Here is a 14,991-nt window from a genome sequence, read left to right on the forward strand (position 1 = left end):
AGAATTCCAATATTCAATTGCTGCATACATTGCAGCGGGAATACCGCGCCTTCCCGGGGAAGAACTGACACCTCACTACAAACATATATGTTTGATTTCATGACTATTTTATTCAATTACCAGGATTTTCCCTGGGAACAGCAAATCGTTCACATGAGAACATATTGCATACATCAAAAAACTTATGTTTAACATAAACAAACATATGGCGACACCTGTTGTCCCCTTGGTCTACAATGCATGCAATGAAAACTGTCTGGATGTGGTCCGCCAGACTGGCCGCAGGAGATGAGCATGGAATCCCAGCAAGAGCGCGTACTGGTCTATTTGCGCGACCTGATTCTCAAGGGCGAATTTTCGCCAGGCGAGCGAATGGCCGAAGTGGCGCTTGCCGAGCGCCTGCAGGCCTCGCGCACACCCGTGCGCCTGGCGCTTACCACGCTTGAGCAGGAGGGGCTCGTCGAACCCTCGCCGGCGGGCGGCTATGTGATGCGCCGCATCACGGCTACCGAGATTGCCGACGCCATCGCGGTCCGCGGACACCTGGAAGGCATGGCCGCTCGCCTGGTCGCCGAGCACGGGGTACCGCGCCAGCTCTCGAACGCGCTCAATGAGTGCCTGCGCACAGGCGACCGGCTTCTTGCCAAGCAGGAGCTGACGCTCGACGACTATGCGGTGTACACCGACATGAACAACCGCTTTCACCAGTTGGTTGTCGAGGCGTCCGGCAATGCCGCGCTCATCCGCGCCATCGAGATGAACAATCGGCTGCCCTTCGCCGCCGCGAGCGCGATGCTGCCCATGCAGTCGGCGCTGCAGGAAGGCCGCAACTGGCTTTTCATGGCGCACCAGCAGCACCACAGCCTCGTGCAGGCGATGGAAAAAGGCGAAGGCGCGCGGGCGCAGGCGCTGGCCTCGGAGCACGTGCAGATTGCCCAGATGAACCTCACCTACGCCTTAGAGAGCCCGGAGCTTTGCAAGAAGCTTGCTCCCGCCCTGCAGCTGGTCGCGGACGCGGTCCTGTAGGTTCACATCCAAGCTCGCACGCTCGCCCGGCCCTCGCGCAGGCGAGCATCAGCGGCGGGCCAGAAACGCCTGAAGCCACTCCGGAGCATCCGTGTGCACGGGCGTCGGAAGCTCAGCCAGCGTCACGCGCATGAAGTGCAGATAGCCGGACATGCGCTCGAATTTCGTGTGCGCCTCGCGCGGCGCGCGCTTGCTGCGTGCGGCTTCCCGCACCACACTCACCGCCTGGTCGACCGCTCCCCGCGCCGCAGCGAGGTGAGCCGCCGTCGGCGAATCAAACAGCAAGGCAATCCCGTCGACCACGGACTGGCACGCGTCCTCCGCGTCATTCCACACCTTCGGAATGGTTGCAAGTTGCTCGCGCAGCTCGAGCACGGCGTGGCCGACGTCGAGCACCGTGAACATCCAGCTGGTCGCCGTCGCCTGGAACTCCGGGTCATCGGTTGAAAGCGCGGCGAGCTGGGCCGATGTCGCGCGTATGGCTCTCGAGGATGAGCCGCGCTCGCGTCATGCGCCGGGTGCAGGCCCCCACCACCTGGTCCAGCAAGTCCCGCAGGAGCCGCTTGCGCAGCCACGGCCGCGCGGGCGACAGCCACGCTGCTGAGCGCCTCGAGCGCGACCACGTCGGCGGCAAAGCGCGCGTGAAAGTCCTTCGCGCTTTCGGGCGTGCTTGCGCCCGAGAAGGTTTCCGTCACGAGCTGCGTGAAACGCGAATACCGTGCGCGCACGACGTCTCGCAGCGTGTCGGCCACACGCTGCGGAAATACGATGGAACTGACAATCGCCGAACAGAAAATGCCCATCGACAGTTCGGAAACACGTGTGGTGGCAGCCAGGAACACGCCGTCCGGATGTGCTAGCGCAGGAATGCCGATGAGCGCCGTCGTGTACCCCGAGAGCACAAATCCGTATGCGCGAAAGTTACGGTTCAGCGCGGCGCCGAAGGTACAGACACCAATCCAGATTGCAATGGAAAGCAGGAAAAGTTCGGGAACCTGACCGAATACAGCCGTGATGGTGATGGTCACGACAGCGCCAATAATGGTGCCGGCGAAACGGTAGAAGCTCTTGGCGAGCACCATGCCTGTCTGGGGCTGCATCACGATGAAGACAGTCACCATCGCCGTGCGCGGCGACGGCAGGTCAATCCGCATGGACAGGCCCATGACGAGCAGCGCGGCGAGCACGGTTTTGAAGATGTGAAGCCACGCAAGGCCATCACCGCGAGCCCATCCGAGCAATGCGGTACGCGTGGCCGTGAAGAAGCTTTCAGAAGATGTGGGAAGGCGGCGCGCATTCATCGGCCCCCCCCACTGCTACCCTCGAAAGACCGCAGGCAAGACGCTTCATTTCGCCTGTCTCCAATTCGCTCGATGCGCTCCGGAAGTCGATGCGCGCTCGATGTTGCTGCGAATTCCAGGGTCGAAAAAGCGCCGGATTTTGACACCCGGATGGAACAGTCAGTTGCCCGTGAGGATGCCCGTTGAACACAACACTGGTCGTTATCCGGCCGCCGCCTCCACTTGTAACTGCGAACGGTGGCGTCTGGACTTGCTCCGCGCCCTGCTCAGCGATTCGCTGTCGGACATTGGCGTTGCTTCCAATGACCTCGGGATTGCAGACCAGAGTTACACGCGCTTGCGCCGCGCACGGGACCGGCTGACGGTAGTTAGAAGCCTGCTCGTTGGACAGCAGGTAGCAGCCTCTTGCCCCGAAATCGGCGAATTGATGTACGAGTCGGTGGAATTGTTGGCAAGGAAGTGGCCGCGGGAGTACCCGGCCGGGGGCTTGGAATGGATGCTGGTCGAAGGATGTATGGCACCAAGTCCGGCGCCCAGCGCTTCGAAGGGCCAAACTAAAGACAGCATCTGAGCGCCGGCTAGAAAATCTTACAAACTGTCTTCAAACCAATCATGAACTGCTTTGGACCGTCGCCGCGACGGTTGGCACCACGTGACCCAGCGCTCTCGGGTCACCGTTGCCGACATTCGCATATCGCTGCGTCGCACAATGAACTACCGCTGTTGGCACCAACTTTACCGCTACTCTAGCGTCGGAAACGGTTTGGCTCCAACTTTGTTGTGTCCCATTAGTACGAAAAAAAAGGCGTCACGTTCCCGTGACGCCTTAAAAGTTCTAGCCATTCCGAGGGCCGTGCTAGAACCTGAGAGACGGTATTTCGAAAGTTTTGCCCGGCGACGCGGACGTGAACAGCGCGGACAACTGGCAAATTCCATGCGGACAGTGGCGCGGACCAAGTTTGGTTCAAAAACTTTAAACTTTCAAACACCAAACCGTCTTTCGAAATGAGGTTCCATTTTTTATGGTTATGCTGACTAAGTCAAGAAAAATCTGGCGAGCCTTCATTCGTCTCGGCAAAATATTCCGATACAATGAATCTTCAGAACAAAAATGGACTACATGCCCCACCAGGGGTCCGTCGGAAGAACATTGCCGGACGGTCACCATCAGCATGTGAACGGTTAAATTGAAATATAGTTCCAAAAAACCGCAATGACCCAACCCACGCCTTCCCGGACTGCTGCCGACCTCGCCAGAGAGAAAGAGGGCTCGGGGGACGAGGTTACCGCACTGGCACGCGGCTTGACCGTGCTGCGCTCGATCGCCTCGGCCGACGCACCGCTCAGCAACCGCGAACTGACCGAACTCACCGGCATTCCGAAGCCAACCGTCTCGCGGATCACGGCCACGCTGGTCAGCGCGGGGTTCCTGTTCCGCCTGCCGGACAGCGAACGTTTCGTGCTGACCTCGTCCGTTCTGGAACTGAGCAACGGTTTTCTGCGCAATTTCGACATCCGGGCCCGCGCGCGGCCGTTCCTGATCGAACTCGCGGAGCGCACCGCCCTGTCCGTGCATCTGGCCGTGCGCGACCGCCTCGACATGGTGGTGATCGACGCAATCCGGCCGCGTTCGGCGGCGCTGGTGTCGCGCCTCGAAATCGGCTCGCGGATGGATCTGAGCCGCACCGCCATCGGCCGCGCCTATCTCGCGGTGCTCGGCGAACCGGAACGGGAAAAGCTGCTGATCGGCTTGCAGGCCGCCGAAGGCGACGACTGGGGGCATATCGGCAACCGGCTCGCCAGCACGCTGCAAGAAACCGCCGAACAAGGCTTCGCGATCGCGACGGGCGAATGGTACAACGGTCTGAATGCGATCGCGGCAGGTTTCATCGGACCCTCGGGCGAACGCTATGCGGTCAACTGCGGCGGCTCGGCGGACCAGTGTCCGCGCGACTGGCTGGTATCGCACGCGGCGCCGGCGCTGCTCGAATGCATCTCGAAAATCACGCTCGAAATCGGCGGCACGCCCGGGCGCCGTCTCGATAACTAAACCGCGCCGAAGCGCCCCCAGTCGACGCCCAATGCATCCTGTAACTTTCGTAATCAAAAGAAAAATACCCGGGTGGACTGTTACAGAGCGTGCGACGTAGGATCATGCTTTCCCGTTGCGGGGCGCTGCCGGGATTGCCGCTATGAGATGGGCGCGCGGCTCGCTTGCAACTGCATCCGGCGCGGCGCCTTGCCGGCATCGTCGCTGCGCTGTGAATCGTCGCAGTGCGTCGCCGCTGCGCAAAGCGCTAGGCACCGCGCTGTGCACCGCGCTGTGGACCGAATTCGCTGCGGCAATCCGGCTCACAGCACAGGTCCATAACGGCCCAGCCGACCTGTCGTGATGGCGCACTGTATTAACACCTTTGTCCCGCGCCTCGGGTAGCATCGCGCTGAACAAGCGCGGCGCCCCGCTGCCGAAACCGCCTGTTACGCCGAGTGCGTGCCGAGCCGCCGAACTGTCGAGGCGGCCACCCGCGCAGCGGCTCACATCCAAGCCAGCCACCTGACGAACTGATGGACGAACAACAAAAGCATTCGGAAACCTCACGCCCTGCCGCTCCGGCTTCAAAGCCAGTTGCACAACCGGGCCTGCAACCGGGCTCGCAACCGGCCACCACCGGCACGCAGGCAGGCGGTCCCGCGAACGCGCCAGGCGAGGTGCGGCGGCATCGCGGCCGCAACATCGCATTGATCGTCGCGGCGCTGGTGATCCTCGGGTTCGTGCTGTGGCGCTGGCATCCTTGGGGCGGACCGGCCGGCGGTGCCAACGCGGCTGCCGGCGCGAGCGGCCCAGGCGGCGGCCGCCCCGGCCGCGGCGGTCCCGGCGGCATGGCCAACCTGCCGCAACCGGTCCATGTCGCAACCGCCACGCAAGGCGAAATGCCGGTCGTGCTGAGCGCGCTCGGCACGGTCACGCCGCTCGCCAACGTGACGGTGCTGCCGCAGTTGAGCGGCGTGCTGCAGGACGTGTATTTCAAGGAAGGTCAAATGGTCCAGAAAGGCGATGTGCTCGCGCAGATCGACCCGCGTCCGTATCAGATCTCGCTCGACAACGCGCAAGGCACGCTGGCGCGCGACGAGGCGCTGCTGCAAACCGCCCGCCTCGACCTGAAGCGCTATCAGACGCTGCTCGCGCAAGACTCGATCGCGAGCCAGCAGGTCGATACGCAGGCCTCGCTCGTCAGACAGTACGAAGGCACGGTGAAATCCGACCGGGCCAACATCGACACCTTCAAGCTCGACCTCGTCTATGCGCGCATCACCGCGCCGGTGTCGGGCCGCGTCGGTCTGCGCCAGGTCGATCCGGGCAACTACGTGACGCCGAGCCTGACCAACGGCATCGTCGTGATCACGCAGTTGCAGCCGATCAGCGTGATCTTCACGACCTCCGAAGACAACCTCCAGCAGATCCTCCAGCAAACCCAAACCGGCGCGAAGCTTTCGGTCACCGCGTATGACCGCAGCAATACCACGTCGCTCGAAGGCGGCACGCTCGAAACGCTCGACAACCAGATCGACACCACCACCGGCACGGTCAAACTGCGCGCGATCTTCCAGAACACGAAGAACCTGCTGTTCCCGAATCAGTTCGTCAACACGCGCCTGCTGGTGAATACGATCAAAGACGCGGTGATCGTGCCGACCACGGCCGTGCTGAACGGCTCGATGGGCCAGTTCGTGTACATCGTGAAGCCGGACAACACCGTCACGGTGCGGCCGGTCAAGATCGGTCCGGTCGACGGCGAACACACCAGCATCAAATCCGGCCTGCAAGTCGGCGAGCGTGTGGTGATCGACGGTTCGGACCGGCTGCGCGAAGGCGCGAAGATCACGATTCCGGCCGACAGGCCGCGCGCCGCCTCGGGTGCCCGTGGCGCGAGCGGCGCGGCGGCGGCGTCGGGCGCCTCCGGCGCACGCGCGCAGCACCGCCCACACCCGGCGCAAGCCTCGCAATAAAGGCATGGCAGTTACCGCATGAATCCCTCCCGCGCCTTTATTCTGCGTCCCGTCGGCACCGCCCTGCTGATGGCGGCGATCATGCTGGTCGGTCTCGTCGCGTTGCGCTTCCTGCCGCTGTCCGCGCTGCCCGAGGTCGACTACCCGACGATCCAGGTGCAGACCTTCTATCCGGGCGCGAGCCCGGACGTGATGACGTCCTCCGTCACCGCGCCGCTCGAACGGCAGTTCGGGCAGATGCCGTCGTTGAATCAGATGTCGTCGCAAAGCTCGGCCGGCTCCTCGATCATCACGCTGCAGTTCAGCCTCGATCTGCCGCTCGACATCGCCGAGCAGGAAGTGCAGGCGGCGATCAACGCAGCGGGCAACCTGCTGCCGTCCGACCTGCCCGCGCCGCCGATCTACGCCAAGGTCAATCCGGCCGATGCGCCGATCATCACGCTCGCGATCACGTCGAAAACGCTGCCGCTCACGCAAGTGCAGGATCTCGCCGACACGCGCCTCGCGCAGAAGATTTCGCAGGTGGCGGGCGTGGGTCTGGTGAGCCTGTCGGGCGGTCAACGCCCGGCCGTGCGGATTCAGGCGAACCCGCGCGCGCTCGCCGCCTATGGGCTGAATCTCGACGACCTGCGCACCACGATTTCGAACCTGAACGTCAATACGCCGAAGGGCAATTTCGACGGCCCCACGCGTAACTACACGATCAACGCGAACGACCAGTTGACCGACGCCGAGGCTTACAAGAGCGCGGTGGTCGCCTACAAGAGCGGCCGCCCGGTGATGCTGACGGACGTCGCCACCATCGTGCAAGGCGCGGAGAACACCAAGCTCGGCGCGTGGGCCAACAACACGCCGGCGATCATCCTGAACGTGCAGCGCCAGCCGGGCGCGAACGTGATCCAGGTGGTGGACAGCATCAAGGCGCTCCTGCCGCGGCTGCAGCAGTCGCTGCCCGCCGCGCTCGACGTCCAGATCGTCACCGACCGCACCACCACGATCCGCGCATCGGTGCGCGACGTGCAGTTCGAATTGCTGATGTCGGTGGTGCTGGTGGTGCTGGTGATGTACCTGTTCCTCGCCAACGTCTACGCCACGATCATCCCGAGCCTGTCGGTGCCGCTGTCGCTGATCGGCACGCTCGCCGTGATGTACCTGTGCGGCTTCTCGCTCGACAATCTGTCGCTGATGGCGTTGACCATCGCGACCGGTTTCGTGGTCGACGACGCGATCGTGATGATCGAGAACATCGCGCGTTATGTCGAAGAAGGCGACTCGGCCCTGGAGGCCGCGCTGAAAGGCTCGAAACAGATCGGCTTCACGATCATTTCGCTGACGGTTTCGCTGATCGCCGTGCTGATTCCGCTGCTGTTCATGGGCGACGTGGTCGGGCGCCTGTTCCACGAATTCGCGATCACGCTGGCGGTGACGATCGTGATCTCGGCGATCGTTTCGCTGACGCTCGTGCCGATGATGTGCGCGAAACTCCTGCGCCACACGCCGCCGCCCGAAAGCCACCGCTTCGAAGCGAAGGCGCACGCGTTCATCGACCACGTGATCGCCCGTTATGCCGTCGCGCTCACGTGGGTGCTGAACCGGCAACGCTCGACGCTGTTCGTCGCGGTGCTGACGCTGGTGCTGACCGGTGTGCTGTATGTCTTCATTCCGAAGGGCTTTTTCCCGGTGCAGGATACCGGCGTGATCCAGGCGATCACGCAGGCGCCGCAGTCGGTGTCGTATGCGTCGATGGCCGAGCGGCAGCAGGAACTCGCCGCGCAGATCCTGAATAACCCGGACGTGGACAGCCTGACCTCGTTCATCGGCGTGGACGGCAGCAATATCACGCTGAACAGCGGCCGCATGCTGATCAACCTGAAGCCGCGCGACGACCGCAAGAACACCGCGAGCGAAGTGATCCGCCAGCTGCAGCAGGACGTCGCGCATATTCCCGGCGCGTCGCTGTATATGCAGCCGGTGCAGGATCTGACGATCGACTCGACAGTCAGCCCGACGCAGTACCAGTTCATGCTGACCGATCCGAACATCGGCGAATTCACCACGTGGGTGCCGAAGCTGGTCGACCGGCTGAAGCAGGCGCCGGAACTGGCGGACGTGGCCACCGACTTGCAGGACAACGGCCAGTCGGTCTACATCGAGATCGACCGCGCCACCGCGTCGCGTTACGGCATCACGCCCGCCACCGTCGACAACGCGCTGTACGACGCGTTCGGCCAGCGCATCGTCTCGACCATCTTCACGCAATCGAACCAGTACCGCGTGATTCTGGAAGCGCAGCCGCAGATCCAGCACTACACCGATTCGCTGAATGCGATCTACCTGCCCTCTTCCACGGCGTCGGGCGGCCAGGTGCCGCTGTCGGCCATCGCGCGCTTCGTCGAGAAACCCGCGCCGCTGCTGGTCACGCACCTGAGCCAGTTCCCGGCCACCACCGTCTCGTTCAACCTCGCGCCCGGTTCGTCGCTCGGTGCGGCGGTGAAAGCGATCGCTCAGGCGCAGAAGGATATCGGCTTGCCGGCTTCGTTCCAGACGCGCTTCCAGGGCGCGGCGCTGGCGTTCCAGGCGTCGCTGTCGAACGAACTGTTTCTGATTCTGGCGGCCATCGTCACGATGTATATCGTGCTCGGCGTGCTGTACGAGAGCTTCATCCACCCGATCACGATTCTGTCGACGCTGCCGTCGGCCGGGGTCGGCGCTCTGCTCGCGCTGCTGATGACCGGGCACGATCTCGACATCATCGGCATCATCGGCATCGTGCTGCTGATCGGTATCGTGAAGAAGAACGCGATCATGATGATCGACTTCGCGCTCTATGCCGAGCGCGAAGAAGGCAAGGCGCCGCGCGAGGCGATCTATCAGGCGTGTCTGCTGCGCTTCCGGCCGATTCTGATGACCACGCTCGCCGCGCTGCTCGGCGCGCTGCCGCTGATGCTCGGCACCGGCGCCGGCTCCGAATTGCGCCGGCCGCTCGGTATCGCGATTGCCGGGGGCCTGGTCGTCAGCCAGTTGCTCACGCTGTTCACCACGCCGGTGATCTATCTCGCGTTCGACTCGCTCGGCCGCCGCGCGCGTGAGCGCTTCAATCGCGGCAGGCCTACGCCGCCCGCCACCGATGCAGGGAACTGACCGATGAGCCTGTCGCGTCCGTTTATCTCCCGCCCGGTCGCCACCACCTTGCTGGCGATCGGCATCGCGCTGTCCGGCATTTTCGCGTTCACGAGGCTGCCGGTCGCACCGCTGCCGCAGGTCGATTTCCCGACCATTTCGGTGCAGGCGACACTGCCGGGCGCGAGCCCGCAGACGGTCGCCACGAGTGTCGCCAGTCCGCTCGAACGGCATCTCGGCTCGATTGCCGACGTGACCGAAATGACCTCGCAGAGCTCGGTCGGCTCGACGCGCATCACGATGCAGTTCGGCCTGAACCGCGACATCGACGGCGCCGCGCGCGACGTGCAGGCGGCCATCAATGCCGCACGCGCCGATCTGCCGGCGAGCTTGCGCAGCAACCCGACGTACCACAAGTTCAATCCGGCCGACGCGCCGATCCTGGTTCTCGCGCTGACGTCGAAAACGATGACCGCCGGCCAGTTGTACGACTCCGCGGCCACCGTGTTGCAGCAGTCGCTGTCGCAGGTGGAGGGGGTCGGCGAAGTGGATGTGAGCGGCTCGGCCAATCCGGCGGTGCGCGTCGAACTGGAACCGCAGGCGCTGTTCCACTACGGCATCGGTCTCGAGGACGTGCGCGCGGCGCTCGCCGCGGCCAACGCGAACAGTCCGAAAGGTTCGATCGAGTTCGGCCCGAACCGCGTGCAGATCTATACCAACGACCAGGCGAGCAAGGCGGCGCAGTATCGCGACCTCGTGATCGCGTATCGTAAAGGCGCGGCGGTGAAACTTTCCGATGTCGCCGAAGTGGTCGATTCGGTCGAGGATCTGCGCAACCTCGGCCTCTTCAACGGCAAGCGTTCGGTGCTGGTGATCCTGTATCGCCAGCCGGGCGCGAACATCATCGACACGATCGACCGCGTGACCGCGATGCTGCCGCAGTTGCATGCGTCGCTGCCCGCCGACGTCGACATCGCGCCGGCCGCCGACCGCTCCACGACGATCCGCTCTTCGCTGAAAGACACCGAGCGCACGCTGATGATCGCGGTGGCGCTGGTGGTGATGGTGGTGTTCCTGTTCCTGCGCAACTGGCGCGCCACGCTGATTCCGAGCGTCGCCGTGCCGATCTCGATCATCGGCACGTTCGCCGCGATGTACCTGCTCGGCTTTTCGATCGACAACCTCTCATTGATGGCGTTGACGATCGCAACCGGCTTCGTGGTCGACGACGCGATCGTGGTGCTGGAGAACATTTCACGGCACATCGAGAACGGCGTGCCGCGCATGCAGGCCGCGTTTCTCGGCGCACGCGAAGTCGGCTTCACGGTGCTGTCGATCAGCATCTCGCTGATCGCCGTGTTCCTGCCGATTCTGCTGATGGGCGGCATCGTCGGGCGGCTGTTCCGCGAGTTCGCGCTGACACTCTCGCTGGCGATCGCCGTGTCGCTGCTCGTCTCCCTCACCCTCACACCGATGATGTGTTCGCGCCTCCTGCGCGAGCCGCACGAGCAGGAGGAAGAAGGACGTTTCGGACGCTGGCTCGAAAGCGGCTTCGCGACGATGCATCGCGGCTATGAACGCACGCTCGGCTGGGCGCTGCTGCATCCGCGTCTGATCGTGACGATTCTGCTCGCGACCATCGGATTGAACATCTGGCTGTACATCATCGTGCCGAAGGGTTTCTTCCCGCAGCAGGACACGGGCCGGCTGATCGGCGGCATCCAGGCCGACCAGAGCACGTCGTTCCAGGCGATGAAGGGCAAGTTCGCGGAAATGATGGAGATAGTCGGCAAGAATCCGGCGGTGGACAGCGTGGCCGGTTTCACCGGCGGCCGGCAGACCAACGCCGGCTTCATGTTCGTTTCGCTGAAACCGAAGAGCGAGCGCAAGCTATCCGCCGACGAGGTGATCCAGCAACTTCGCGCGCCGCTGCGCGACGTGGCCGGCGCGCAGACTTTCCTGCAGGCGGTGCAGGACATTCGCGTCGGCGGGCGGCAATCGAGCGCGCAGTATCAGTTCACGCTGCTGGCCGACTCGACTTCCGATCTGTACCTGTGGGGACCTAAGCTCACCGAAGCGCTGCAGGCGCGCCCCGAACTCGCCGATGTGAATTCCGACCAGCAGCAAGGCGGCCTCGAAGCGATGGTGACGATCGACCGCGCGAGCGCCGCGCGCCTCGGCATCAAGCCGGCTCAGATCGACAACACGCTGTACGACGCGTTCGGCCAACGCCAGGTGTCGACGATTTACAACCCGATGAACCAGTATCACGTCGTGATGGAAGTCGCGCCGAAGTACTGGCAGAGCCCGGATATGCTGAAGCAGATTTACGTCAGCACCTCGGGCGGCAGTGCGAGCGGTGCGCAGACCACCAACGCGCCGGCCGGGACCGTGACCGCGAAGGCAACGACATCGTCGAGCACGAGTGCGTCGACGGGCGGCACGGCGGGTACGACGGCATCGAGTGCGGCGACCATTGCAGCCGATTCCGCACGCAACCAGGCGATCAATTCGATTGCGGCGAGCGGGAAGTCGAGTGCTTCGTCGGGTGCGGCGGTTTCGACTTCAAAGGAAACGATGGTGCCGCTCTCGGCGATAGCGAAATTCGGACCGGGGAATACGCCGTTGTCGGTGAATCACCAAGGCCAGTTCGTGGCGTCGACGATTTCGTTCAATCTGCCGCCGGGCGTGTCCTTATCGACGGCGACGCAGGTGATCTACGAAACGATGGCGCAGATCGGCATGCCGGGGACGATCCGCGGCAGTTTCCAGGGGACGGCCCAGGCGTTCCAACAGTCGATGTCCGACCAGCCGCTTCTGATTCTGGCCGCTCTCGCGGCGGTGTATATCGTGCTGGGGATGCTGTATGAGAGCTATATCCATCCGCTGACGATCTTGTCCACTTTGCCTTCGGCCGGGGTTGGGGCGTTGCTGGCTTTGTTGTTGTTCAACACCGAGTTCAGCATCATCGCTTTGATCGGCGTGATCCTGCTCATCGGGATCGTGAAGAAGAACGCGATCATGATGGTGGACTTTGCGATTGAAGCTTCCCGGCGGGGGTTGTCGTCGCGTGATGCGATTTATCAGGCGTGCATGTTGCGGTTCCGGCCGATCATGATGACGACTTTTGCCGCCCTGCTGGGGGCCTTGCCGTTGGCCTTTGGCCGGGGGGAAGGGGCTGAGCTTCGAGCTCCGCTGGGGATCGCTATTGTGGGTGGACTGATTGTCAGTCAGATGCTGACCCTGTATACCACACCGGTGGTGTATCTCTATATGGACCGGATTCGGGTTCGGTGGGAGACGAGGAAGGCTCGGCGAACCGGAGTGGCGCCTTCCTGATGTTTTGCCTGCGCGGCGCGGCAAGAACCTATGGCTGCTTGTGCGCCGCCGCCCAATCCTTCACCGCCTTGAGCGTGTTCTCGACATGCTTCTCCGGCGACAGACTCGTGTACTCATAGATGATCTTGCCGTCCGGCGCGATCACGTACGACACGCGATTAGCCATCGAACTATGCATCGGCAAGCCGGCGTCGTATTCGCCGATCACCTTCGAGTCGGCATCGGCGGCCACCGGAAATTTGTTGCGGCATTCGCTGACCGAAAACTTCGTCAACGTGTCGATGTTGTCGTGCGACACGCCGATCACCGTCGCGCCATATTTCTTGTACTCGTCGACCGCCTCGGCAAACTCGTGCGCCTCGATCGTGCAGCCCTTCGTGAAAGCCGCCGGATAGAAATACACCACCACCGGCCCTTTCTTCAATTGGCTGGCGAGCGAATAGGTGTAGGTCTTGCCACCCAGCGATGCCTGCGCGGTAAATTGCGGCGCTGCGTCGCCCGGCTTGAGCGTTGCCGACGCAGTCAGCGAATGCATGGCGAACCCCACCGACATGACAGCAGCAAGCGCTGCCGGTATGAATTTTCTCTTCATCTGCAGTCCCTCGAAGCGTTAAGAGCGTGAATACACGCGGTGCACGCCGTTCGTGCAATGAGCGAGAGGCGCAGCGTTCATCCGAACGCCGCGCAGCCCTCGTTCGCTATTGGACCACGTTCGGAGCAAGTGCGTGGGAAGCGACCCAGGGGGCGGCCAAAGAGCGGCACGCGCGCGGCATGCGCATCGTGCACGCTTCAGGCAGCCGCCTCTTCGATATGCGCGCCGAACCATGCAGCAGCCGACAGGTTCAGTTCGGCCAGCACCTCCGGCGTCAGCGCGGCGAAGCCGGCCGGCACATCGGGACCGGCTGCGATAGACGCGGCATCGGCGCCCTCGCCCGCCGCTTCGGCAATGCGCAACAAGGTGCCGAGCGGACCGCTGCGCGAGACGATCGCTTCGCGGATCTGCGGCGCGAGGCCGAGCTTGTCGAGCACAGCCGCGGGCGTGCTGCCGAGCACCACGTGGACCAGAGAGAAAATACCGGTCATGAAAGCGGCATCGGCAAAATCGTCGTCGGCCGGGCGCAGCCAGCTTGCGGCCAGCTCCATGAAGCGCGAACGCGTGCCCGCCAGTTGCACCAGCGGATCGGCGCGCCACGGCAGATCGCCGTCGGCATAGAGCAGCAGTTGTGCCCAGCGCGTAATCTGCCGCGTGCCCGTGGCGATGATGGCCTCGCGCAACGACGCAATGTTGCGCCCCAAGCCGAATGCACTCGAATTGACCAGGCGCAGCAACTGCACCACCATGCTCGGATTGAGCTTCAGTTCCGCTTCGAGCTCGACGATGCCGGCATCGCGCGAGAGCAACGCGAGCAGGCGCAGCAAGGCCGGCCGCGGCGAGCGGTTGCGCGGCGCGGCCAGCACCTGCGGCCGCGCGAAGAAGTACCCCTGGAACAGATCGAAGCCGAGCTCGCGCGCCAACATGAAATCGTCGCGGGTCTCGACCTTCTCGGCGATCAATGTCTTGCCGTGGCCGCGCACGATCGAGGCCAGCCTGGGCAGTGCCGCGCGCCCGGTCTGCAGGAAATCGATCTTGACGATGTCGGCGTACGGCAGCACGGCGATCAGCTCCTTCGACAGTTCGCTGACATCGTCGAGCGCCACCTGGAAGCCGGCGCGGCGCAACTCGGTCAGCCGGCGCACCAGTTGCGCGTCGAAGGTCACGGTCTCGAGGATCTCGAGCACGAACCGCTCGGGCGGCATCAGATGGACGATGTCGTTGAACAGCAGCGCGCGGTCGATATTGACGAAGCCGCGGTGCGGGCCCAGCACCGCCGGCACACCGATTCCGCCGATCGTGCGCGCCACCACCTGCGCCGTCGCCTGGGCGTCGTCGCTGACTTCGGCGTAGTTATGCGCGCCGGATCGAAACAATAATTCGTAAGCATTGAGCGCGCCGTCGCGATCGAGAATCGGCTGGCGGCCCAGATAGACGAACTGCGAGACAGACTGCGCCTGAGCGGCCGGATCGACGCTGTCGGCGCCGTAAGCAAGCACCTCGACGTGCCCGGGCTCTGACCTGAGAGGGTGACGTTCAGACATGGATCATCGGTGCGTGGATTCGGAAACGCTATGCAGTGGCGTGACGCGCCGACGCAGCATA

The 14,991-nt window shown here is 63.5% G+C and carries 9 protein-coding genes and 1 pseudogene; 6 read left to right on the forward strand and 4 right to left on the reverse strand.

The annotated features are described in order from the left end of the window. Positions 1-294 precede the first annotated feature (294 nt). The gene (locus DLM46_RS17015) at positions 295-1,026 is read left to right on the forward strand and encodes a GntR family transcriptional regulator (protein WP_115102059.1); all 732 of its coding nucleotides are present in this window, start codon (positions 295-297) and stop codon (positions 1,024-1,026) included. Between the two features lie 48 nt (positions 1,027-1,074). On the opposite strand, the gene DLM46_RS40340 is transcribed toward DLM46_RS17015, so the two are convergent. Together DLM46_RS40340 and DLM46_RS41270 are read right to left on the reverse strand one after the other, a co-directional pair. Continuing rightward, positions 1,075-1,506 (reverse strand): FUSC family protein, encoded by a 432-nt coding sequence (locus DLM46_RS40340; protein WP_115101909.1) that lies wholly within the window; start codon positions 1,504-1,506, stop codon positions 1,075-1,077. Positions 1,507-1,670: 164 nt separating this feature from the next. Continuing rightward, positions 1,671-2,327, reverse strand: a pseudogene (locus DLM46_RS41270) (FUSC family protein); the annotation flags it as partial. Between DLM46_RS41270 and DLM46_RS39450 the strand changes: the two are divergent. From DLM46_RS39450 to DLM46_RS17055, 5 genes are all read left to right on the forward strand, one after another. Further along, positions 2,284-2,898, forward strand: a complete 615-nt coding sequence (locus DLM46_RS39450; protein ID WP_165847999.1) for a hypothetical protein — start codon at positions 2,284-2,286, stop codon at positions 2,896-2,898. The pseudogene DLM46_RS41270 and the gene DLM46_RS39450 overlap by 44 nt on opposite strands. Before the next feature lie 642 nt (positions 2,899-3,540). Beyond that, positions 3,541-4,377: an IclR family transcriptional regulator gene (locus tag DLM46_RS17035; RefSeq protein WP_115101912.1), complete on the forward strand. Its 837-nt coding sequence runs from the start codon at positions 3,541-3,543 to the stop codon at positions 4,375-4,377. A 515-nt stretch (positions 4,378-4,892) separates the two neighbouring features. Beyond that, positions 4,893-6,335, forward strand: a complete 1,443-nt coding sequence (locus DLM46_RS17045) for an MdtA/MuxA family multidrug efflux RND transporter periplasmic adaptor subunit (protein ID WP_115101914.1) — start codon at positions 4,893-4,895, stop codon at positions 6,333-6,335. A gap of 18 nt (positions 6,336-6,353) precedes the next feature. Beyond that, positions 6,354-9,476 carry an MdtB/MuxB family multidrug efflux RND transporter permease subunit gene (locus DLM46_RS17050; RefSeq protein ID WP_115101915.1) on the forward strand — a complete coding sequence of 1,041 codons (3,123 nt, stop codon included), beginning with the start codon at positions 6,354-6,356 and terminating at the stop codon, positions 9,474-9,476. Between the two features lie 3 nt (positions 9,477-9,479). Further along, positions 9,480-12,794 (forward strand): efflux RND transporter permease subunit, encoded by a 3,315-nt coding sequence (locus DLM46_RS17055; RefSeq protein WP_115101916.1) that lies wholly within the window; start codon positions 9,480-9,482, stop codon positions 12,792-12,794. A gap of 28 nt (positions 12,795-12,822) precedes the next feature. Here DLM46_RS17055 and DLM46_RS17060 read toward each other — a convergent pair whose 3' ends face one another. Together DLM46_RS17060 and DLM46_RS17065 are read right to left on the reverse strand one after the other, a co-directional pair. After that, positions 12,823-13,386: a peroxiredoxin gene (locus DLM46_RS17060; RefSeq protein ID WP_115101917.1), complete on the reverse strand. Its 564-nt coding sequence runs from the start codon at positions 13,384-13,386 to the stop codon at positions 12,823-12,825. 197 nt (positions 13,387-13,583) lie between these two features. Next, positions 13,584-14,930 carry an EAL and HDOD domain-containing protein gene (locus DLM46_RS17065; RefSeq protein ID WP_115101918.1) on the reverse strand — a complete coding sequence of 449 codons (1,347 nt, stop codon included), beginning with the start codon at positions 14,928-14,930 and terminating at the stop codon, positions 13,584-13,586. Between the last annotated feature and the right edge of the window lie 61 nt (positions 14,931-14,991).

This window comes from Paraburkholderia lacunae, assembly GCF_003353175.1.
In the GTDB taxonomy this organism is placed as follows: domain Bacteria; phylum Pseudomonadota; class Gammaproteobacteria; order Burkholderiales; family Burkholderiaceae; genus Paraburkholderia; species Paraburkholderia lacunae.

Excerpts from the sequence above, each read along its gene's own strand:
- DLM46_RS17015 (WP_115102059.1), top strand. The coding sequence starts at position 295 with ATGGAATCCCAGCAAGAGCGCGTACTGGTCTATTTGCGCGACCTGATT.
- DLM46_RS17035 (WP_115101912.1), top strand. The coding sequence starts at position 3,541 with ATGACCCAACCCACGCCTTCCCGGACTGCTGCCGACCTCGCCAGAGAG.
- DLM46_RS17045 (WP_115101914.1), top strand. The coding sequence starts at position 4,893 with ATGGACGAACAACAAAAGCATTCGGAAACCTCACGCCCTGCCGCTCCG.
- DLM46_RS17050 (WP_115101915.1), top strand. The coding sequence starts at position 6,354 with ATGAATCCCTCCCGCGCCTTTATTCTGCGTCCCGTCGGCACCGCCCTG.
- DLM46_RS17055 (WP_115101916.1), top strand. The coding sequence starts at position 9,480 with ATGAGCCTGTCGCGTCCGTTTATCTCCCGCCCGGTCGCCACCACCTTG.
- DLM46_RS17060 (WP_115101917.1), bottom strand. The coding sequence starts at position 13,386 with ATGAAGAGAAAATTCATACCGGCAGCGCTTGCTGCTGTCATGTCGGTG.
- DLM46_RS17065 (WP_115101918.1), bottom strand. The coding sequence starts at position 14,930 with ATGTCTGAACGTCACCCTCTCAGGTCAGAGCCCGGGCACGTCGAGGTG.